This window comes from Kitasatospora sp. NPDC042419, assembly GCF_056437345.1.
The window spans coordinates 1-24,456 of record NZ_JBWKAW010000040.1; the positions used below are offsets into that span (position 1 = coordinate 1).

At 77.2% G+C, this 24,456-nt stretch carries 2 protein-coding genes; both read left to right on the top strand.

Annotated elements, in window-relative coordinates:
- Positions 1-7,639 (top strand): type I polyketide synthase (locus AC067J_RS39830; RefSeq protein WP_478307689.1); only part of this gene is annotated, 7,639 nt, incomplete at its 5' end.
- A gap of 286 nt (positions 7,640-7,925) precedes the next feature.
- Positions 7,926-24,431 carry an SDR family NAD(P)-dependent oxidoreductase gene (locus AC067J_RS39835; RefSeq protein ID WP_478307690.1) on the top strand — a complete coding sequence of 5,502 codons (16,506 nt, stop codon included), beginning with the start codon at positions 7,926-7,928 and terminating at the stop codon, positions 24,429-24,431.
- Positions 24,432-24,456 lie beyond the last annotated feature (25 nt).

Sequence of the window (24,456 nt, forward strand, 5' to 3'; positions counted from 1 at the left end):
GTACGCCTCGCACTCGCCGCAGGTCGAGCAGGTGCGGGAGGCCGTCCTCGCGGGTCTGGACGGGGTCGGCGCCGCCGTGCCGCGCATCCCGTGGTACTCGACGGTGACGGGGGAGCGGGTCACCGAGGCGGTGGACACCGACTACTGGTGGTCCAACCTCCGCGAGCGCGTCCGCTTCGCCCCGGTCGTCGCGAAGGCCGCGGAGGAGGGCTTCCGGCTGTTCGCCGAGGTGTCCGGGCACCCCGTGCTCACCGTCGCCCTGGAGCAGTCCGCCCCCGACGCCGGGATCTGGGGGACGCTGCGGCGCGACGAGGACGGCCCGGCCGCCCAGGTCCGCGCGCTCGGCGAGGCCTGGGTCCGCGGCGCCGAGGTCGACTGGCGGGCCTGGCCCACCGACGGCCGGTGGCTGCCGGAGCTGCCCACCTACCCCTTCCAGCGGCAGCACTACTGGCTGGCCTCCGAACCCGGCACCGGCGACCTCGCCGGGGCCGGTCTGGACGGCACCGGCCACCCGCTGCTGGCGGCCGCCGTCCGGCTGCCCGACTCCGACACCGTGGTCTTCACCGGGCACGTCTCCCGGCGCACCCACCCCTGGCTCACCGACCACGACGTGCTCGGCACCGTCCTGGTCCCCGGCGCGGCGCTGGTCGAGCTGGCGCTCGCCGCCGGCGAGTGGACGGACGCCCCGCACGTCGAGGAGCTCCTCCTCCAGGCCCCGCTGGCACTGCCCGTGACCGGCGGCGTCGACCTGCGCGTCACCGTCGCCCCGGCCGAGCCGGGCAGCGCCCGCCGCACGGTCACCGTCCACTCCCGCCCCGACCGCGAGCACCCCTGGACGGCGCACGCCGCCGGCACCCTCCGCCCGGCCGGGCCGGCCCCCGAGCCGGTGGACCTGCCGTGGCCGCCGCGGGACGCCGAGCCGGTCCCCGCCGAGGACCTCTACGCCGCGCTGGCGGACACCGGCCTGGTGTACGGGCCCGTGTTCCGCGGACTGCGCCAGGTGTGGCGGCGCGACGGCGAGATCCTCGCCGAGGTCGCCTTCGACACCGACGGCGGCACGGGCACCGACGCCGCCACGGGCACCGACGGCTTCGGCCTCCACCCGGCGCTGTTCGACGCCTGCCTGCACGCGCTGGCCGCCGGCGGCCTGGTGCCCGGCGAGGACGGCGCGGCCCGGCTGCCCTTCGTGTTCACCGGCGTCCGGCTGCACGCCGTCGGCGCCCGCTCGCTGCGGGTCCGGCTCACCGCCGGCGAGGGCGCCGAGACGGTCCGGCTGCACGCCGCCGACGAGGCGGGGCTCCCCGTCCTCGACGTCGACGCGCTCGCCGTCCGGCCGGTCGCCGCCGACCGGGCCGGTGCGGCGCCCGACGCCCCGCTCTACGCCCTGGACTGGACGGACGCCGGGGTGCCGGCGGGCACGGCGGAGGCGGCGGCCCCGCTGCCGACGATCGCGCTCGGCGACCCGCTGCCCGCCGACGCCGCCGACGTCCTGGTCCTGGACTGCGCCGCACCCGCCCCGGAGGACACCGCTCCGGACACCGCTCCGGACGCCGCCGCCGTGCGCGGCCGCACCGGGCTGCTGCTGGAGACCCTCCAGCGGTTCCTCGGCGACGAGAAGCGGGCCGCCACCCACCTCGTCGTGCGCACCGACGGCGCGATCGCCGCCGACCCCGCCGACACCGTGCCCGGACTGCTCTCCGCGGCCGCCTGGGGCCTGGTCCGCTCCGCACAGAGCGAGCACCCCGGCCGGCTCACGATCGTCGACGCCCCCGCCCCGGACCGGATCCCCGACGTCCTCGCGGCCGGCCACCCCCAGGCGGCGGTCCGCGGCGACCGGATCCTGGTGCCCCGGATCGTCCGGCACGCCGCCCCGGACGGCGACCTCCCCGACCTGACCACCGGCACGGTCGTGGTCACCGGCGCCACCGGCACGCTCGGCCGCCTGGTCGCCCGGCACCTGGTGGAGGCCCACGGCGTCCAGGACCTGCTGCTGCTGTCGCGCTCCGGCGGCGGCCCCGACCTCGACGGCGCGCGGGTGCGCACCCTCGCCTGCGACGTCACCGACCGGGCGGCCGTCGAGGCCGCGCTGCGCGACGTGCCCGTCAGCGCCGTGATCCACACCGCCGGCGTGCTCGACGACGGACTGCTGGCCGACCTCACCCCCGACCGCCTGGACGCCGTGCTGCGCCCCAAGGCGGACGCCGTCCGCAACCTGCACGAGGCCACCGCCGGCCGGCCGCTCGCCGCGTTCGTGCTGTTCTCCTCGGCCGCCGGCCTGCTCGGCAACCCCGGCCAGGCCAACTACGCCGCCGCCAACACCTTCACCGACGCCTTCGCCGCCTTCCGGCGCGCCCGGGGGCTGCCCGCGACCTCGCTGGCCTGGGGCCTGTGGGACACCGACGAGGGCATGGCCGGCAACCTCACCGACGCCGACCGGCGCCGGCTGCGGCGCGGCGGCGTCCTGCCGCTGGAGGTCGGCCAGGGCCTGGCCCTGTTCGACGCGGCGCTGCGCGCCGACACCGCGCTGGCCGTCCCGGTCGCGCTGAGCCTGCCCGCCCTGCGGAGCACCGCCGAGGGCGGCATGCTCCCGCCCGTCCTGTCCGGGCTGGTCCGCTCCGGCCCGCGCCGGGCCGCCACCACCGGCGGCCCGGGCTCGTTCGCCCGGCGGCTCGCCGGCCTGCCGGAGGCGGAGCGCGAGCAGACCGCCACCGAGCTGGTCCGCGGCACGATCGCCGCCGTCCTCGGCTTCGCCGCCGGCGGTGCGATCGACGGCAACCGGGCGCTGCGCGACCTGGGCTTCGACTCGCTGACCGCCGTCGAGCTGCGCAACCGGCTGCAGCCGGCCACCGGGCTGACGCTGCCGGCGACGCTCGCGTTCGACTACCCGAACGCCCGCGCCATCGCCCGGTACCTGCTCGACCGGGCCCTCGGCTCCGACCGGCTGCCGGACACGGCGCCGGAGCGGCCCGGCCCGGCCCGCGCCGACGAGCCGATCGCGGTCATCGGCATGGCCTGCCGCTTCCCCGGCGGGGTGCGCAGCCCCGAGGACCTCTGGCAGTTGCTGCGCGACGGCGGCGACGCGATCTCAGGCTTCCCCACCGACCGGGGCTGGGACTTCGGCGGCTACCACTTCACCCGGCAGGGCGGCTTCCTGCACGACGCGGGCGAGTTCGACGCCGGCCTGTTCGGCATCTCCCCGCGCGAGGCGCTCGCCATGGACCCGCAGCAGCGGCTGCTGCTGGAGACCTCCTGGGAGGCGTTCGAGCGCGCCGGCCTCGACCCGCTCGGGCTGCGCGGCTCCCGGACCGGCGTGTTCACCGGCCTGATGTACCACGACTACGGCACCGGCCTGTCGACGCTGCCCGAGGGCGTCGAGGGCTACCGCGCGACCGGCGTCTCCGGCAGCGTGGCGTCCGGCCGCGTCTCCTACGTCTTCGGCCTGGAGGGCCCGGCCCTCACCGTCGACACCGCCTGCTCCTCCTCGCTGGTCGCCCTGCACCTGGCCGCCGAGTCGCTGCGCCGCGGCGAGTGCGAGCTCGCCCTCGCGGGCGGCGTCTCGGTGATGGCCAACCCCAGTACCTTCGTCGAGGTCGCCCGCCAGGGCGGCTCGGCCGCCGACGGCCGGTGCAAGCCGTTCTCCGCCGCCGCCGACGGCGCCACCTGGTCGGAGGGGGCGGGCGTGCTGCTGGTCGCCCGGCTCTCCGACGCCCTGCGCCTGGGCCACCCGGTCCTGGCGGTGGTCCGGGGCACGGCGGTGAACCAGGACGGCGCGTCCAACGGCCTCACCGCCCCCAACGGCCCGTCCCAGCAGCGGGTGATCCGGGCCGCGCTCGCCGACGCCGGACTGACCGCGAAGGACGTCGACGCCGTCGAGGCGCACGGCACCGGCACCAAGCTGGGCGACCCGATCGAGGCACAGGCCCTGCTGGCCACCTACGGCCAGGACCGCGAGGGCGACGTCCCGCTCTGGCTCGGCTCGGTGAAGTCCAACCTCGGCCATACCCAGGCCGCCGCCGGCGTCGCCGGACTGATCAAGATGATCCTCGCGCTCGACCACGGGGTGCTGCCCCGCAGCCTGCACATCGACGCCCCCTCCCCGCACATCGACTGGGAGTCCGGCGCCGTCGCGCTGCTGGACGCCGAGCGGGACTGGCCCGAGACCGGCCGGCCGCGCCGCGCCGCCGTCTCCTCCTTCGGCATCAGCGGCACCAACGCGCACGTCGTGCTGGAGCAGGCCCCGGCGGTGGCGTCCGCACCGGAGAACCCGGAGCTGCCGGTCGTCCCGCTGCTGCTCTCCGGCCGCGACCGGGCCGTACCGGCCGCGCAGGCCCGCCGGCTCGCCGCGTTCCTGCGCGAGCGGCCCGGCCTGCCGCTGACCGACGTCGCCCACACCCTCGCCGGCCGGGCCCGGCTGGAGCACCGCGCGGTCGTGCTGGACGAGCCCGCCCTGGCGGCGCTGGCCGACGGGCGCCCCTCGGGCGGCGTCGTCACCGGCGTGGCCGGTCCGCCCGGCGGCGTCGTCCTCGTCTTCCCCGGCCAGGGCGGCCAGTGGGAGGGCATGGCCGCCGGCCTGCTGGAGAGCTCCCCGGCGTTCGCCGAGCGCCTGCGCGCCTGCGACACCGCACTCGGCGCGTACCTGGACTACTCGGTGGAGGCGGTGCTCCGGCAGGAGCCGGGGACCCCGCCGCTGAGCCGGCTCGACGTCGTCCAGCCGGTGCTGTTCTCCGTGATGGTGTCGCTGGCGGCCTGGTGGGAGGCGCACGGCGTCACCCCGGCGGCGGTCGTCGGGCACTCCCAGGGCGAGATCGCGGCGGCCTGCGTGGCCGGCGCGCTCGGCCTGGACGACGCGGCCCGGATCGTCGCGCTGCGCAGCCGGGAGCTGATGGCGATCGCCGGCGCCGGCGCGATGCTGTCCGTCGCCGCGCCCGAGGCCGACGTGGCCGCCCGGATCGCCGGGTACGAGGACGGGTCGGGGCGCTGCCGGCTGGAGATCGCCGCGGTGAACGGCCCGGCCTCGGTGATCGTGGCCGGCGAGTCCGACGCGGTCGACGAGCTGGCCGCCCGGTACGAGGAGGAGGGCGTCCGGGCCCGCCGGGTCAAGTCCAGCGCCGCCGGCCACTCCGTCCAGGTCGAGGTCCTCCGCGACCGGGTCCTGGAGGGTCTCGCCCCGGTGCGGATCGGCGCCGGCCGGGTGCCGTGGTACTCCACCGTGCGGGCCGAGCCGATGACGCCCGAGGACGGCGCCGGCTACTGGTACGACAACCTGCGGCAGCCGGTCCGGTTCGCCGCGACCGTCGGGCGGCTGCTCGCCGACGGCTACCGCCACTTCGTCGAGGTCAGCCCGCACCCGGTGCTCACCGCCAGCATCCAGGACGTCGCCGGCCCGGGAGAGGCGGCCGTCGCCGGCACGCTCCGCCGGGACGAGGACGGCCCGGGCCGCCAGGTCCGGACCCTCGCCGAGGCCTGGGTGGCCGGTGTGCCGGTGGACTGGGCGGCGCTGCTGACCGGGGGCCGCCGCGCGGCGGGGATCCCCACCTACGCCTTCCAGCACCAGCGCTACTGGCTGGCCGACGAGCCCGGTGCGGCGTCCGACGACCCGGACGACGACTTCTGGACGGCGGTCGAGAGCGCCGACGCGGCGCTGCTCGGCAAGACCCTCGGCGTCGACCCCGAGGCCCTCACCCCGGTGCTGCCGGCGCTCGCCGGCTGGCGGCGCGGGCGGCAGGAGCGCTCGCAGCTGGACGCCTGGCGGTTCCGGATCGCGTTCCGGTCCCTGCCCGAGCCGGAGCCGGGCCGGCTGTCCGGCACCTGGCTGGTGCTCCACCCGGCCGACGTCGACCCGGGCGAGGTGACCGGCCTGCTGACCGGCGCCGGCGCCGAGGTCGAGCACGCCACCGCCGTCGACCGGGAGACCCTGACCGCCCGTCCCTACGCCGGGATCGTCTCCCTGCTGGCGCTGCGCGAGGACGAGCGGGCGGTGCTCGACACGCTCGCGCTGTTCCGGGCGGTCGGCGGGGTGGACACCGCGCTGTGGATCCTCACCCGGGGAGCGGTCGCCGCCGTCCCCGGCGACCCGGCCTCCCGGCTCGCCCCCGCGCAGGTCTGGGCGCTGGCCCGCACCTTCGCGCTGGAGCACCCCGAGGCCTGGGGCGGTGTGCTGGACCTGCCGGCCGTGCTGGACGGCCGGGCCGCCGGCCGGGCCGCGGCCGTGCTGGCCGGCCTCGACGACGAGGACCAGGTCGCCGTCCGCGCCGGCGGCGTGCTGGCCCGCCGCCTGCTGCCCGCGCCGGCCGATCCGGCCGCGCCGCTGTGGGAGCCGCGCGGCACCGTGCTGGTCACCGGCGGCACCGGCGCGCTCGGCGCGCACGTGGCCCGGTGGGCCGCCGGCGCCGGCGCCGACCACCTCGTGCTCACCAGCCGCCGGGGCGAGGCCGCCCCGGGCGCCGCGGAGCTGCGCGAGGAGCTGGAGGCCCTCGGCGCACGGGTGACGATCGCCGCCTGCGACACCGCGGACCGGGCGCGGGTCGCCGAGCTGCTGGCGGGCCTGCCCGAGCCGGTCACCGCACTGGTCCACGCCGCCGGCACGCTCAGCCCGGGCCTGCTCGCCGACTCCACCGCGGAGGAGCTGGCCGAGGTGAGCTCCGGCAAGGTCGAGGGCGCCGTCCACCTGCTCGACCTGCTCGACCCCGCGCACCTGGAGCACGCGGTGCTGTTCTCGTCCAACTCGGGCGTCTGGGGCAGCGCCCGCCAGGGCACCTACGGCGCGGCCAACGCCGCCCTCGACGCGCTGGCCGAACAGGCCGCGGAGCGCGGCCTGCCGGTCACCTCGCTGGCGTGGGGCCTGTGGGACGGCGGCGGGATGGCCGAGGCGACCGGCGGCGAGGAGTACATGCGCCGGCGCGGCTTCCGGGGCATGGCGCCCGAGGCGGCGATCACCGCGATGCGGCAGGCCGTCGGGGCGGGGGAGACCTTCCTCGCGGTCGCCGACGTCGACTGGTCGGTCTTCGCCCCGGCCTTCGCCTTCGCCCGGACCCGCCCGCTGATCGCCGACCTGCCCGACGTCCGGGCCCTGCGGGCGACCGCCGAGGCCGCGCCGCCGGCCGACGCCGGTGCGGCCCTGCGCGAGCAGCTCGCCGCCGCGCCGCCGCACGAGCACGAGCAGATCGCGCTCGACCTGGTGCGCGGCCACGCCGCGGCGGTGCTCGGCCACGACGGCCCGGACGCGGTCGAGGCCCGCCGCCCGTTCAAGGAGTTCGGGTTCGACTCGCTGACCGCGGTCGACCTGCGCAACCGCCTGACCGCCGCGACCGGCCTGACACTGCCGGCGACGCTGGTGTTCGACCGGCCGACCCCGGCGGCGGTGGCCGGGCTGCTGCTCGAACAGCTGGTGACCGGCGGCGGCGCGACCCCGGAGAGCGTGCTGGCCACGATCGACCAGCTGGCCGGGGCACTGGCCGCCACCGCGGACGACACCGCGCTGCGGCTGCGGGTCGGCATGCGGCTGCGCGGCCTGCTCGCGGGCCTCGACGAGGAGGCCGAGGCGGGTACGGAGCCGGGGGCGGAGTCGGTCAGCGACCGGCTGGAGGCCGCCAGCGCCGACGAGGTGTTCAAGTTCATCGACGAGCTCGGCATCGGCTAGGGGCGTGTCCTAGTCCCCGCCGCCGGCCGTCGTCGGGCCCCGCCCGCCGACGGCCGTGCCGAAGCACCTGGGCCGCGCCCCCGGAAGTGTCCGGGGGCGCGGCCCGCGCGCGTCCCTGGGGTGCCCGAGGGCCCCCACCCGCCCGGCAGGGGAGAGGTAGGGGTAGGCCGCCGCCCGGGCGGCGGCCTACCTTCGGCCCAGGCTGGCAGGAGTGCAGACAGCGCTTCGGCGGTCCCCTGCATCGCTTCCCCGCGCTCCGCGCGAACCGAACTTGGTGAGGCCTGAGTTGGTGGCTCAAGAGAAGCTCCTCGACTATCTCAAGCGGGTCACGGCGGATCTGCACCAGACCCGTGAGCGGCTCCAGAAGGCGGAGTCCGCCGATCGGGAGCCGATCGCGATCGTGGCCATGAGCTGCCGTTACCCGGCCGGGGTGCGCACCCCCGACGACCTGTGGCGGCTGGTGAACACCGGCGCCGACGCGATCGGCCGCCCGCCCGCGGACCGCGGCTGGGACCTGGACGACGCCTACGACGAGGGTTCCGCCTACGCGGACGGCCAAGCCGCCGAGGGCGGCTTCCTGGCCGGCGCGGGCGAGTTCGACGCGGCCTTCTTCGACATCAGCCCGCGCGAGGCGCTGTCGATGGACCCGCAGCAGCGGCAGGTGCTGGAGGCGTCCTGGGAGGCGCTGGAGCGCGCCGGGGTGGACCCGACCACGCTGCGCGGCAGCCGCACCGGTGTGTTCATCGGCTCCAACACGCAGGACTACGTCCGGCTCATCGGCGGCAGCGTGCAGGCCGCCGAGGGCTTCCTGATCACCGGCACCACCGCGGCGGTGCTCTCCGGCCGGGTGTCCTACACGCTCGGGCTGGAGGGCCCGGCCGTCACGATCGACACCGCCTGCTCCTCCTCGCTGGTCGCCATCCACCTCGCCGCGCAGGCCCTGCGGGCCGACGAGTGCACCATGGCGCTGGCCGGCGGCGTCACCGTGATGGCCACCCCGGGCGCGTTCACCGAGTTCGGCCGCCAGCGCGGCCTGGCCGCCGACGGCCGCTGCAAGGCGTTCTCCGCCGAGGCCGACGGCATCGGGCTCTCCGAGGGCGTCGGCCTGCTGCTGCTGGAGCGGCTCTCCCGCGCCCAGCGCCTCGGCCACCCCGTGGTCGGCGTCATCCGCGGCAGCGCGGTCAACCAGGACGGCGCCAGCAACGGCATCGCCGCACCGAACGGCCCCTCCCAGCAGCGGGTCATCCGGCAGGCGCTGGCCAACGCCGGGCTGTCGGTCGACGACGTCGACCTGATCGAGGCGCACGGGACGGGCACCCGGCTCGGCGACCCGATCGAGGCCCAGGCGGTGCTCGCCACCTACGGCCAGGACCGCACCGGCGGCCGACCGGCCATGCTGGGCTCGGTCAAGTCGAACATCGGGCACACCCAGGCCGCCGCGGGCGTCGCCGGCGTGATGAAGGCCGTGCTGTCGATGCGGCACGAGACCATGCCCAAGTCGCTGCACCTGGACGAGCCCAGCCCGCACGTCGACTGGGCGGCCGGGGACGTCGAGCTGCTCACCGAGGCCCGCCCCTGGCCCCGCCGGGACACCCCCCGCCGGGCCGGCGTCTCCTCGTTCGGCGTCAGCGGCACCAACGTCCACATGATCATCGAGGAGCCGCCCGCTCCGGCCGGCCCCGCCACGGACGAGCCCGCTCCGGCCGGCCCCGCCACGGCCGGACCCGCCAAGGACGAGCCCGCCGCGGCCGCCTCCGCCGAGCCGGCCCCCGCCCCGGCGGTGCTGCCCGCCCCGGTGGTGATCTCCGCCCGGGACGCCGACGCCCTCCGCGCCCAGGCCGGGCAGCTCTACACCTTCGTCGAGGACCGGCCGCAGGTGCAGCCCGCCGACCTGGGCCACGCCCTGGCCACCGGGCGCGCCGCGCTGGAGCACCGCGCCGTGCTGCTCGCCGACGACCGCGAGTCCCTGCAGAGCGCCCTCACCGCCCTCGCCGTCGGCGAGCCCGGGACCGGCCTGGTCACCGGCGAGCCGGCCGAGGGCAAGCTCGCCTTCCTCTTCACCGGCCAGGGCGCCCAGCGGACGGCCATGGGCCGGCAGCTCGCCGAGCGCTTCCCCCGGTACGCCGAGGCCTTCGACACCGTCGCCGCCGCCCTCGACCGGCACCTCGTGCGGGAGCCCGGGGACCTCCCGCTGCGGGAGGTGCTCGACAGCGACCTGCTGCACCGCACCGGATACGCCCAGCCGGCCCTGTTCGCCGTCGAGGTCGCCCTGCTGGAGACCGTCCGCGGACTCGGCCTGCAGCCGGAGATCGTGGCCGGACACTCGGTCGGCGAGATCGCCGCCGCCTACGCCGCCGGCGTGCTCTCCCTGGACGACGCCGCCGCCCTGGTCACCGCCCGCGGCCGGCTGATGCAGGCGCTGCCCGCCGGCGGCGCGATGCTCGCCGTCCAGGCGACCGAGGACGCCGTCCGGGACGCCGGCCCCGAGGACCTCGACGTCGCCGCCGTCAACGGCCCGACCTCCGTCGTGCTCTCCGGCCCCGAGGACGCCGTCGACCGGTTCGCCGACAAGGCCCGCGCGGCCGGCTGGAAGACCAGCCGGCTGAACACCAGCCACGCGTTCCACTCCCGGCTGATGGAGCCGATGCTCGCCGAGTTCGGCGCGGTGGTCCGTGGGCTCGACTTCGCCGAGCCCACCCTCGCCGCGGTCTCCTCCGTGACCGGCCGCCCGGTCGCCGTCGGACAGTGGAGCGACCCGCAGTACTGGGTCGACCAGGTGCGCCGCCCGGTCCGGTTCGCCGACGCCGTCACCGCCCTGGACGCTCTGGGCGCCGGCCGCTACCTGGAACTCGGCCCCGACACCGTGCTCGCCGCGATGGCCGCCGAGACCCTGCCGGACGCCCCGCCGTGCGTCGGCGCGCTGCGCCGCGACCGCGACGAGGTCACCTCCTTCCTCACCGCGCTGGCCAGGATCCACGCCGCCGGCTCCACCGTCGCCTGGTCGGCCCTCTTCCCGGCACGCCCCGCCGAACTGCTCGACCTGCCCACCTACCCGTTCCGGCACGAGAACTACTGGCCCTCGCCGGCGGACCTGCTCACGGTCGACGCCGCGGGCCTGGGACTGACCGCGACCGGACACCCGCTGCTCGGCGCGGTGCTGACCCTCGCCGACGGCGACGGCAGCGTCTTCACCGGCCGGATCGCCGTCCAGACCCACCCCTGGCTGGCCGACCACGCGGTGCTCGGCACCGCCGTGCTGCCCGGCACCGCGATGGTGGAACTGGCGCTGCGGGCCGGCGAACAGGTCGACACGCCGGTGCTGGAGGAACTCACCGTCCAGGCCGCGCTCACCGTCCCCGCGTCCGGCGGCGTCGCGCTGCAGGTCGTCACCGGCGCCGCCGACGAGAGCGGACGGCGCACCGTCGGCGTCCACTCGCGCCGCGAGGACGCGCTGCCCGACGAGCCGTGGACCCTGCACGCCACCGGCTACCTCGCCCCCGCCGGGCCGCAGGCCGCGCCGGACGACCTGGCCGCCTGGCCGCCGGCCGGCGCCACCGCCCTGCCGGTCGACGGGTTCTACGAACGGCTGGCCGGCGCCGGCTTCGGGTACGGGCCGGCGTTCCGGGGCCTGACCGCCGCCTGGCGGCTCGGCGACGACGTCTACGCCGAGGTGGCCCTGCCGGAGTCCGAGCACGGTCAGGCCGCCCGGTTCCAGCTCCACCCCGCCCTGCTGGACGCCGCCCTGCACGGCGTCGCCCTCGCCGCGGCCGGCACCGACCAGTCGGCCCGGATGGCGTTCGCCTTCACCGACCTCACCGTGCACGCCGTCGCCGCCACCGCGCTGCGCGTCCGGCTCACCCCCTCCGGCGCCGACCGGGTCGCGCTGCTCGCCGCCGACGGCACCGGCGCCCCCGTCGTCACCATCGGCTCGATGGTCATGCGGCCCGTCGCCGCCGGACCGGCGGAGGCCGGGCCGCGCCAGGCACCCCGCTCGCTGTTCGGCGTCGACTGGGTCGAGCGCCGGCTGGAGGAGGCCCCGGCCCCGACCGGCTGGGCCGCCCTCGGCCCGGTCCGCGACACCGGCCTCCCTCTGGCCGGCCCGGACGCCCAGGACGGCCCGCCGACCGTCCTGCTGCTGGACTGCCCGCCCGGGCACACCGACCCCTCCGACGACCCGGTCGGACCGGCCGACGAGGTCCACGCCGCCACCCGGCGGGTGCTGGCCGCGCTCCAGGAGTGGATCGACGACGAGCGGTACGAGGGGACGACGCTGCTCGTCACCACCACCGGAGCCGTCGCCGGCGGCCCCGGCGAGGAGCCCACCGACCTCGTGCACGCCGCCGTCTGGGGCCTGGTCCGCTCCGCCCAGTCCGAGTACCCGGCCAGGATCGTGCTGGCCGACGTCGACGGCAGCGCGGCGTCCTGGGCCGCCCTGCCCGCGCTGGTCGCCGCCGGCGACGTCCCGCAGGCCCTGGTCCGCGCCGGCTCCGTCGCCGCGCCCCGGCTGGCCCGCGTCCTCCCCGACCCGGCGATGACCCCGCCCGACGCACCGGCCTGGCGGCTGGAGAAGACGCCCGGCGGCGACACCCTCGACCAGCTGCGGCTGGTCGCCTGCCCGGAGCCCGCGAGCCCGCTGGAGCCCGGCATGGTGCGGGTCGCCGTCCGCGCCGCCGGCCTGAACTTCCGCGACGTGCTGATCGCCCTCGGCGTCCACCCCAGCGACAACCCGCTCGACCTGGGCAGCGAGGGCGCCGGCGTGGTCCTGGAGGTCGGCCCGGACGTGCCGGACCTCGACCCGGGCGACCGGGTCATGGGCGCGTTCGCCGGCGGCTTCGGCCCGGTCGCCGTCACCGACGGCAGGCTACTGGCCCGGATCCCGTCCGACTGGACGTTCGCCGAGGCCGCCGCCGTGCCGATGGCCTACCTCACCGCCTACTACGCGCTCGTCGACCTCGCCGACGTGCAGCCCGGCGAGACCGTGCTCGTGCACGCCGGCGCCGGCGGCGTCGGCACCGCCGCGATCCAGATCGCCCGCCACCTCGGCGCCCGCGTCCTGGCCACCGCCAGCCCCGCCAAGTGGGACGCCCTGCGCGCCCTCGGCCTGCCCGACGAGGACATCGCCTCCTCCCGCACCACCGCGTTCGCCGAGCAGTTCGCCCGCGCCACCGACGGCCGGGGCGCCGACGTCGTGCTCAACTCGCTGGCCAACGAGCTCATCGACGCCTCCCTGACGCTGCTGCCGTCCGGCGGCCGGTTCCTGGAGATGGGCAAGACCGACCTGCGCGACCCGGCCCGCCTCGCCGAGGACCACCCCGGCGTCCGCTACCGGCCGTTCGACCTCTTCGAGGCCGGACCGGAGCGGATCGGCGCGATGCTCACCGAGATCGTCGCCCTGTTCGACGCCGGTGACCTGCGCCTGCCCCCGGTGCGCGCCTGGGACGTCCGGCAGGCCCGCGACGCGTTCCGCTTCGTCAGCCAGGCCAAGCACATCGGCAAGAACGTCCTGCTGATGCCCCGGCGGGCCCGCGAGACCGGGACCACCGTCGTCACCGGCGCCACCGGCACGCTCGGCCGCCTCCTCGTCCGGCACCTCGTGCACACCAAGGGCGTCCGCGACCTGCTGCTGCTCAGCCGCAGCGGCACCGACGCGCCCGGCGCCGCCGAACTCTGGTCCGAGCTCACCGACGCCGGCGCCCGCGTCCGGCTGGTCCGCTGCGACGTCGCCGACCGCGGCGACCTCGACCGGGTGCTCGACGGCGTGGACGTCCGCGCCGTCGTCCACGTCGCCGGCGTCCTCGACGACACCGTGCTCACCGCCCTGACCCCCGACCGGCTCGACGCCGTGCTCCGCGCCAAGGTCGACGCGGTGGTCAACCTCCACCACGCCACCGCCGGCGCCGACCTCGACGCCTTCGTGCTGTACTCCTCGGTCGCCGGCCTGTTCGGCACCCCCGGCCAGGGCAACTACGCCGCCGCCAACGCCTACCTCGACGCCTTCGCCGCCGCCCGCCGCAGCCGCGGCCTGCCCGGCACCTCGCTGGCCTGGGGCGCCTGGGACACCGACGCCGGCATGGCCCAGAACCTCTCCGAGGTCGACCGCCGGCGGCTCAGCCGGGGCGGCATCGCGCCCCTGGCGCTGCCCGAGGCCCTCGGCCTCTTCGACACCGCCCTCGACGCCGAGCGCCCGCTGCTGGTGCCGATCCGCATCGACCACACCGTGCTGCGCGCCCGGCAGGGCGACGCCGGACTGCCCCCGCTGCTGCGCGGCCTGGTCCGCGAGAACGTCCGGCGGGCCGCCACCGGCGCCACCGCGGCCTCCCTGCTCCAGCGCCTCGCCGAGCTCGCCCCCGCCGACCAGGACCGGCTGCTGCTCGACCTGGTCCGCACCCAGGTTGCCGCGGTGCTCGGCCACGGCTCCGGCGACGCCGTCCCGGCCGGCCGGGCCTTCAGCGAGCTGGGCTTCGACTCGCTCACCGCGGTCGAGCTGCGCAACCGGCTGAACGCCGCCACCGCGCTGCGCCTGCCCGCGACGCTCACCTTCGACTACCCGACCCCGCAGGCCCTGGTGGCCTTCCTGCGCGGCGAACTCGTGGGCGCCCTGGCCGAACAGGACACCCCGGCCGCCGCGCCGCGGCCCGCCGGCGCCGACCTCGACGACCCCGTCGTCATCGTCGGCCTCGGCTGCCGCCTCCCCGGCGGCGCCGACACCCCCGAGGACTTCTGGCGGCTGCTCGCCGACAGCCGCGACGGCGTCTCCGGCTTCCCCGACGACCGCGGCTGGAACCTCGACGCGCTCTACCACCCCGACCCCGACCACCCCGGCACCTCCTACGTCAACGAGGGCGGCTTCCTCAGCGGCGCCGGCCGCTTCGACGCCGGGTTCTTCGGGATCAGCCCGCGCGAGGCCGTCACCATGGACCCGCAGCAGCGGCTCCTGCTGGAGACCTCCTGGGAGGCCCTGGAGCGCGCCGGCATCGACCCGACCGCGCTGCGCGGCAGCCGGACCGGTGTCTTCGCCGGCGTCCTGTACAGCGACTACGGCACCCTGCTGCGGCAGGCCAGCGCCGGGGCCGAGGGCTACGCCGGCGCGGCCAGCGCGGGCAGCCTGGTCTCCGGCCGGGTCTCCTACACCTTCGGCTTCGAGGGCCCGGCGATCACCGTCGACACCGCCTGCTCCTCCTCGCTGGTCGCCCTGCACCTGGCCGCCCAGGCGCTGCGCTCCGGCGAGTGCGACCTCGCGCTCGCCGGCGGCGTCACCGTGATGGCCACCCCGGGCGCCTTCGTCGAGTTCAGCCGCCAGCGCGGCCTGGCCTCCGACGGCCGCTGCAAGGCCTTCGCCGCGGCCGGCGACGGCACCGGCTGGGGCGAGGGAGCGGGCGTCGTCCTGCTCGAACGGCTCTCCGACGCCCGCCGCGCCGGACACCCGGTGCTCGCCGTGCTCCGCGGCAGCGCCGTCAACCAGGACGGCGCCAGCAACGGCATCACCGCCCCCAACGGTCCCTCCCAGCAGCGGGTGATCCGGCAGGCCCTGGCCACCGCCGGGCTCACCCCCACCGCGGTCGACGCCGTCGAGGCGCACGGCACCGGCACCTCGCTCGGCGACCCGATCGAGGCGCAGGCCCTGCTGGCGACCTACGGCCAGGGCCGCACCGGGGACCCGCTGTGGCTCGGCTCGGTCAAGTCGAACATCGGCCACACCCAGGCCGCCGCGGGCGTCGCCGGCGTCATCAAGATGGTGCTGGCCATGCACTACGGCGTGCTGCCCCGCACCCTGCACGTCGACCGGCCCTCGCCGCAGGTCGACTGGGCCGCCGGAGCGGTGGAGCTGCTCGCCGAGGACCGCCCCTGGCCGCGCTCCGCGCACCCCCGCCGGGCCGGCGTCTCCTCGTTCGGCATCAGCGGCACCAACGCCCACATCATCCTGGAGGAGGCCCCCGCGGAGGTCCCCGCCGCCGCGGCGGAGGAGCCGGCCGCCGGCCGTCCGCTGCCGGTCGTGCCGCTGGTGCTCTCCGGGCACGACGCCGCCGGCCTGGCCGGCCAGGCCGCCCGGATGCTGGACTTCCTCGACGCGCGTCCCACCGCGCGGCCGCTGGACGTCGGCCACTCGCTGGCCGGCCGCGCGGTGCTGCCGCACCGGGCGGTGGTGCTGGCGCGCACCGGAGACCAGACCGTGATGGAACTGCTGGACCTCGCCGAGGGTGCGAGGAGCGGCGGCGTCGCGGCCGAGGGCCGGCTGGCCGTCGTCTTCACCGGCCAGGGGTCGCAGCGGATCGGCATGGGCCGGGAGCTGTACGAGGCCTTCCCGGTGTACGCGGCCGCCTTCGACGAGGCGTGTGCGGCGCTGGACCTGCCCTTGCACGACGTCCTGCAGGACGGCGAGCGGCTGGAGCAGACCGGCTGGGCGCAGCCGGCGATCTTCGCCGTCGAGGTGGCGCTGCTGGCGCTCGTCCGCTCCTGGGGCGTGACGCCGGACGTGGTGGCCGGTCACTCGGTCGGTGAGATCACGGCGGCGTACGCGGCCGGGGTGCTGAGCCTGGCGGACGCGGCGAAGCTGGTCGCCGCGCGCGGCCGGCTGATGCAGGAACTCCCCGCCGGCGGCGCGATGCTGGCCGTCCGGGCCTCCGAGAGCGAGGTGCGCCAGGCGTTCCCGGACATCGACCTCGCGGCCGTGAACGGGCCGGACGCCGTGGTGGTGTCCGGCACCGAGGAGGACATCGCCCGGATCGCCGGGCTGGCGGCCGAGCGGAGCTGGAAGACCAGCCGCCTGCGGACCAGCCACGCGTTCCACTCCCGCCTGATGGAGCCGATGCTGGCGGAGTTCCGCACGGTCGTCGGCGGCCTGGCCTTCGACGAGCCGCGCCTGGCCGCGGTCTCCACCGTCACCGGCGCCCCCGTCGCCGAGGGCGAGTGGACCGACCCCGAGTACTGGGTCGACCAGGTCCGCCGCCCCGTCCGTTTCGCCGAGGCCGTCACCGCCCTCGACGCCGACCGGGTCCTGGAGATCGGCCCGGACGCCGTCCTCGCCGCGCTGGTGCAGGACGTGCGCCCCGAGCTGACCGCCGTCGCGACGCTGCGCCGCGACCACGAGGAGCCCGGAACCCTGCTCACCGCGCTCGGAAGGCTGTTCACGGCCGGCGTCGCGGTGGACTGGGCGGCGGTCTTCGCCGGCACCGGCGCGACCCGGATCGAGCTGCCCACCTACGCCTTCCAGCACGTCACCTACTGGCCCCGCCCGCGCCCCGGCCGGCACGCGTCCGACCCGGCCGGCCTCGGCCTGGTCGGCACCGGCCACGCCCTGCTCGGCGCGGCGGTGGAGCTGCCCGACTCGTCGACCACCGTCCTCACCGGCCGGCTGTCGGTCGCCACCCACCCGTGGCTGGCCGACCACGTCGTGCTCGACCGGATCGTGGTGCCCGGCACCGCGCTGGTCGAGATGGCCCTCGCCGCGGGCGACCGGGCGGGCGCCCCGGCGCTGGAGGAGCTGCTGCTGCAGACCCCGCTGACCCTGCCGGCGGACGGCGGCGTCCAGATCCGGGCCACGGTCGCGGCCGGACCGGACGACGGCCGGTACGCCGTCACCCTGCACGCCCGCGCCGACGAGGGCGAGCCCTGGACCGTCCACGCGGCCGGTTCGCTCACCGCCGAGCACGCCGAGCCGGCCGCCGGTCCCGTCGTCTGGCCGCCGGCCGGTGCCGAGCCGGTGCCGATCGCCGACTTCTACCCGGCGCTCGCCGCCACCGGCATGGCCTACGGGCCTGCCTTCCGGGGCCTGCGCAAGGTCTGGCGGCACGGCGACGAGGTGCTGGCCGAGGTCGGCACCGAGGAGCCGGTCGACGGGTACGCGCTGCACCCGGCGCTGTTCGACGCGGCCCTGCACGCCGTCGGCGCCGGCGGGCTGCTGCCCGAGCACGGCGTCCGGCTGCCCTTCGAGTTCGCCGGCGTGCGGATCTCCGGCGAGGCCGGCACGACCCTGCGGGTGCGGCTCACCCCCGGGGCGCGGCCGGACAGCGTGCGGGTGGCGCTGGCCGACGCCTCCGGCCTGCCGGTGGCCGAGGTCGAGCAGCTGACGCTCCGCCCGGTCTCCGGGGCCCAGCTCTCCGCCGCCGAGCGGCTGCTCTACGGCGTGGAGTGGGTGCCGGAGGAGGCCGAGGCCTCCGCGGAGCCCCAGGTCGTGGTCCCGCTCGGCGCCGCGCTGCCCGACCCCGCCCCGGTGCTGACGGTCGACGCGACCGCGCCCGGCTCGGCGGGGGAGCGCGCCGCCGCGCTGCTCGCCCTGCTGCAGGACTGGCTGGCCGACGGCGCCTGGTCCGACTCCCGGCTGGTGGTGCGCACCTCCGGCGCGGTCGGTGACGAGATCACCGACCCCGACGGCGCCGCGCTGTGGGGCCTGGTCCGCTCGGCGCAGGCCGAGCACCCGGACCGGATCCATCTCCTCGACGCCCCCGAGGCGGTGCTCCTCCCGCTGCCGGAGGCGCTGGTCCGCGACGGCGCCGTCCGGGTGCCCCGCCTGGCGCGGATCCCGGCGGCGGGCGCGGTGGACCTCGGCGACGGCCTGGTGGTGGTCACCGGTGCCACCGGCACGCTCGGCCGCCTCCTGGTCCGTCACCTGGTGCGGACCCACGGCGTCCGTGACCTGCTGCTGCTCTCCCGCTCCGGCGGCGCCGTCGACCCCGACGGCCTCGACGCCGACGGGGTGACCGTGCGGTCGGCCGCGTGCGACCTGGCCGACGCCGCCGCGGTCGCCGCGGTGCTGCGGGACGAGCCGGTCACGGCGGTGGTCCACGCCGCCGGCGTGCTGGACGACGCCCTGCTCGCCGACCTCACCCCGGAGCGGCTGGACGCGGTCTTCCGCGCCAAGGTCGACGCCGCGGCCAACCTGCGCGCGGCCACCGCCGACCGGCCCCTGACGGCCTTCGTGCTGTACTCCTCGGCCTCCGGCCTGTTCGGCGGCCCCGGCCAGGCCAACTACGCCGCCGCCAACGCCTTCCTGGACGCCTACGCCGCCGAACTGCGGTCCCAGGGCGTCCCGGCGGTCTCGCTGGCCTGGGGCCTGTGGGACGCGGGCATGGGCAGCGGACTCAGCGACGCCGAGCGGGCGAGGGCCCGGCAGGGCGGCATCGTGCCGCTCACCGCCGAGCAGGGCCTCGCCGCCTTCGACGCCGCCCTCGCGGCGGACCGCGCGGTCGTCGTCCCGCTCGGCCTCGACCTGGCCGCACTGCGGACCCGGCCCTGGGTGCCGCCCCTGCTGCGCGGGCTCGTCCCGGCGCCGGCCCGGGCGGCGGCGAGCACGGCGGGCAGCGGGTTCGCCGCGCGCCTGGCCGGTCTGGCGGACGCCGAACGCGAGCGGGTCGGCCTCGACCTGGTCCGCACCCACGTCGCGGCCGTCCTCGGCCACGCCGACGGATCGGCCGTCGCCGCCGACCTGCCGTTCAGCGAGCTGGGCTTCGACTCGCTGACCGCGGTCGAGCTGCGCAACCGCCTGAACACGGTGACCGGCCTGCGCCTGCCGTCCACGCTGGTCTTCGACTACCCGAACGTCACCGCCCTCGCGGCCTACCTCGCGGGTGAACTCGCCGGTGCGGCCGCGGAGGCGGCCCCGGTGGTGACCGCCGCCGTCGCCTCGGACGAGCCGATCGCGATCGTCGGGATGGCGTGCCGCTACCCCGGTGGTGTGGCCTCGCCGGAGGACCTGTGGGAGCTGGTCGCGGCGGGCCGGGACGGCATCGGGCTCTTCCCCGAGGACCGCGGCTGGGACGTGGAGAACCTCTACCACCCGGACCCGGACCACCCCGGTACCTCGTACACCCGCGAGGGCGGATTCCTCTACAGCGCCGGGGACTTCGACCCGGAGGTGTTCGGGATCTCGCCGCGCGAGGCGCTGGCGATGGACCCGCAGCACCGGCTGCTGCTGGAGACCTCCTGGGAGGCCTTCGAGCGCGCCGGGATCGATCCGCTCGGCCTGCGCGGCTCCCGCACCGGCGTGTTCGCGGGCATCATGTACAACGACTACTCGATGGTGCTGGGGGCTTCGGACGACAGCACCGAGGGCTTCATGGGCGTCGGCGGCAGCATCGCGTCCGGCCGGGTGTCCTACACCTTCGGCCTGGAGGGGCCGGCGGTCACCGTCGACACGGCGTGCTCCTCCTCGCTGGTCGCCCTCCACCTGGCCGTGCAGGCGCTGCGCTCCGGCGAGTGCGACGCGGCGCTGGCGGGCGGTGTCACCGTCATGGGCACCCCGAACACCTTCGTCGGGTTCTCGCGGCAGCGGGGCCTGGCGGCCGACGGCCGGTGCAAGTCCTTCGCCGAGGGCGCGGACGGCACGGGCTGGGGCGAGGGCGCCGGCATGCTCCTGGTGGAGCGGCTGGCCGACGCCGAGCGGCTGGGCCACCCGGTCCTGGCCGTCGTCCGGGGCAGTGCCGTCAACCAGGACGGCGCGTCGAACGGCCTCACGGCGCCGAACGGTCCCTCGCAGCAGCGGGTGATCCGTCAGGCGCTGGCCAACGCGCGGCTCGAAGCCGGTGACGTGGACGTCGTCGAGGCGCACGGCACGGGGACGCCGCTCGGTGACCCGATCGAGGCCCAGGCGCTGCTGGCGACCTACGGGCGGGACCGCGCCGGCGAGCCGTTGTGGCTCGGTTCGGTCAAGTCCAACCTCGGCCACACCCAGGCCGCCGCCGGCGTCGCGGGCATCATCAAGATGGTCCAGTCGATGAAGCACGGCGTGCTTCCCGGCACCCTGCACGTGGACGAGCCGTCCTCGCAGGTCGACTGGTCGGCCGGTGCGGTGGAGCTGCTCACCGAGGCCCGCGACTGGCCGACGGCCGACCGGCCGCGCCGCGCCGCCGTCTCCTCCTTCGGCATCAGCGGCACCAACGCCCACGTGATCCTCGAAGCCGCACCGGCCGCCGCCCCGGCCACCGGGACCACCGCCGCGCCGGACGACGTGCGACCGCTGCCGGTCGTCCCCGTCGTCCTCACCGCCGCCGACGAGGCCGGGCTGCGCGCCCACGCCGAGCAGCTGCACGGACTGGACGTGCCGACCGTCGACCTGGCCCGGTCGCTGACCAGGCGCTCCGCGCTGCGGCACCGCGCCGTCGTCGTGGCCGCCGACCACTTCGCCCTGGACGCGGGCCTGGCGGCGGTGGCCGCCGGGACCCACCCGCAGACCGGGGTGGCGGGCAACGGCCGGCTGGCCGTCGTCTTCACCGGTCAGGGGTCCCAGCGGGTCGGCATGGGCCGCGAGTTGTACGACACCTTCCCGGTGTACGCGGCCGCCTTCGACGAGGTGTGCGCGGCGCTGGACCTTCCGCTGCACGACGTCCTGGAGGACAAGGACCGGCTGGAGCAGACGGGTTGGGCGCAGCCGGCGATCTTCGCCGTCGAGGTGGCGCTGCTGGAGCTCGTCCGCTCCTGGGGCGTGACGCCCCAGGTCGTCGCGGGCCACTCGGTCGGTGAGATCACCGCCGCCTACGCGGCCGGGGTCCTGACCCTGGCCGACGCGGCGAAGCTGGTGGCCGCGCGCGGCCGGCTGATGCAGGAACTCCCCGCCGGCGGTGCGATGCTGGCCGTCGGCGCGTCCGAGGCGGAGGTGCGCGAGGCGTTCCCCGACCTCGACCTCGCGGCCGTGAACGGGCCGGACGCCGTGGTGCTGTCCGGTCCCGAGCAGGACATCGCGGCGGCCGCCGAACTGTCGGCCGAGCAGGGCTGGAAGACGAACCGCCTGCGGACCAGCCACGCCTTCCACTCCCGCCTGATGGAGCCGATGCTCGACGGGTTCCGCACGGTCGTGGAGACGCTCGCCTTCGCCGAGCCCGTCACCCCCGCCGTCTCCACGGTGACCGGCGAAACCGTGACACCCGGCGAGTGGACCGACCCGGACTACTGGGTGCGGCAGGTCCGCGAGCCCGTCCGCTTCGCCGACGCGGCAGCGGCGCTGGGCGCCGACCGGGTCCTGGAACTGGGCCCGGACAGCGTCCTGGCCGTCCTGGTCGGCGAGGTGCGCCCGGACGCCGTGGCGGTGGCCGGACTGCGCCGGGACCGGGACGAGCCGACGGCCCTGCTGACCGCCCTCGCCGAGCTGTACGTGCGGGGCCAGCAGGTGGAATGGCAGGCGGTGTTCGAGGGCACCGGAACCCGCCAGGCCGAGCTGCCCACCTACCCCTTCCAGCGACGGCGCTACTGGCCCCGCCCGCGGACCGGCGGCCACCGCGACGCGGTCGGCCTGGGACTCGCCGAGACCGGCCACCCGCTGCTCGGCGCAGCCGTCGAGGCCCCCGACGCGTCGACGACGCTGCTCACCGGGCTGGTGTCGCTGCGCAGCCACCCGTGGCTGGCCGACCACGTCGTGCAGGGCACCCCGCTGGTGCCGGGCACCGCGCTGGCCGAGATGGCCCGTGCCGCCGGCGAGCGCGCCGGCGTCCCGGTGGTCGAGGAACTCCTGCTGCAGGCGCCGCTTCCGCTGCCCGCCCGCGGCGGCGTCCAGCTCCGGGCCACGGTCGCCGAGGCCGACGCCCACGGCCGCCGTGCGCTGACGGTGCACGCCCGCGCCGAGGACGAGGACCCGTGGACGACCCACGCCACCGGTGTCCTGGCCGCCGAGGACGACCGGGCGCCCGCCGAGGCGGACCTCGTCTCCTGGCCGCCGGCCGGCGCGGACGAGGTCGACGTCACCGGCTTCTACCCGGAGACGGCCGCGAGCGGGCTCGCCTACGGCCCGGCGTTCCAGGGCCTGCGGGGCGTCTGGAAGCGCGACGGGGAGGTGTTCGCCGAGGTCGAGCTGGACCACGCGACCACCGGCTACGCGCTGCACCCGGCACTGTTCGACGCGGTGCTGCACGCCATCGGCGCCGGCGGCCTGTTCACCGACGGCGACATCCGGCTCCCGTTCGCCGTCACCGGCTTCCGGACGTTCGGACCGGCCGGGCCGCGCCTGCGGGCGCACCTGACCACGGCAGGCGGCGCCGACACCGTTCGGCTGCTGCTCGCCGACGCGTCCGGCACACCGGTCGCCGAGGTCGACGGCCTGGTGCTGCGTCCGGTCTCGGCCACCCGGCCGGGCGCGGCCGACCGGCTGCTCCACGCGGTGGACTGGACGCCGCAGGAGGTGTCCGCCTCGGCGGAGGCCCTGGTGCCGCTCGTGCTGGGGGCTCCGCTGCCGGAGGCTTCGGCCGGGGTGCTGATGGTGGACGCGACGGCTCCGGGTTCTGCCCTGGACCGCTCCGCGGCCCTGTTGACGCTCCTGCAGTCGTGGCTTGCCGATGACGCCCGGTCCGATTCCCGGCTGGTGGTGCGGACGTTCGGCGCCGCGGGTGAGGAGATCACGGACCCGGACGGTGCCGCCCTGTGGGGCCTGGTGCGTTCGGCGCAGGCGGAGCACCCGGACCGGATCCACCTGCTGGACGCCGCCGAGGACGCGTACTTCCCGGTGCCGCAGGCGGTCGTCCGGGACGGCGTGGTGAGCGTTCCGCGTCTGGTCCGGCTGTCCGCTTCCGCGTCCGACGCGGTCGGGTTCGGTGACGGTCCGGTGGTGGTCACCGGTGCCACCGGCACCCTGGGCCGGCTGGTCGCCAAGCACCTGGTCGAGGCCCACGGTGTCCGTGACCTCGTCCTGCTCTCCCGCTCGGGCGGCGACGCCGGTCTCGCGGAGGAGCTGGCTCCGGCCCGGGTGCGGGCGGTGGCCTGCGACGTGGCTGACGCCGACGCGGTCGCCGCGGCGCTGCGGGACGAGCCGGTCACGGCGGTGGTCCACTCCGCCGGCGTCCTGGACGACGCCCTGCTCGCCGACCTGACGCCCGAGCGCCTCGACACGGTGTTCCGGGCGAAGGTCGACGCCGCCCGCAACCTCTTCGCCGCGACGAAGGACCGGACGCTCGACGCGTTCGTCCTCTACTCCTCCGCCGCCGGTCTGTTCGGCAACGCGGGCCAGGCCAACTACTCGGCCGCGAACGCCTTCCTCGACGCCTACGCCGCCGAACTGCGGGCGCAGGGCGTCCCGGCGGTCTCGCTGGCCTGGGGCCTGTGGGACGCGGGCATGGGCGGCGGGCTGAGCGAGGCCGAGCGGGCGAGGGCCCGGCAGGGCGGCATCCTGCCGCTCACCGCCGAACAGGGCCTCGCCGCCTTCGACGCCGCGCTCGCCGCCGACCGCCCGCTCGTCGCACCGCTGGCGCTCGACACGGCCCCGCTGCGCGAGGCCGCGGCGGCCGGGCTGCTGCCCCCGCTGCTGGCGAGCCTGGTCCGGACACCGCGCTCCCGCCGGGCGGCGCCCGCCGGGCCGACGCTGGGCCGGCGCCTGGAGGGGCTGCCCGTCGAGGACCAGGACAGGCTGGTGCTCGAAGCCGTCCAGGCACAGGTCGCGGCCGTGCTGGGCTACGACTCCGGCGCCGCCGTCCCGGTGGGGAGGCCGTTCAGCGAGCTGGGCTTCGACTCGCTCATCGCGGTCGACCTGCGCAACCGCCTGATGGTCGTGACCGACCTGCGACTGCCCTCCACGCTGGTCTTCGACTACCCGAACACCGCCGCCCTCGCCGCGCACCTCGCCGAGCGGCTCAGGCCCGCCACGGTGTCCCCGGTCGCCGCCCTGCTGGCCGAACTCGACCGGCTCGAAGAGGGGCTGCAGGCGGCGGCGGGTGACGAGGAGCGGTCCCGGGTGACCGCCAGGCTGCACGGCCTGCTCGCCGCCTGGCAGGCGGCGGACCCGGTGCCGACCGGCGGCGCCGTCCTCGTCGAGGAGCTGGAGGCCGCCACCGACGACGAGATGTTCGACCTGATCGGCAAGGAATTCGGAATCTCCTGACCCGCCGCAGCAAGAGAGAGGGCGA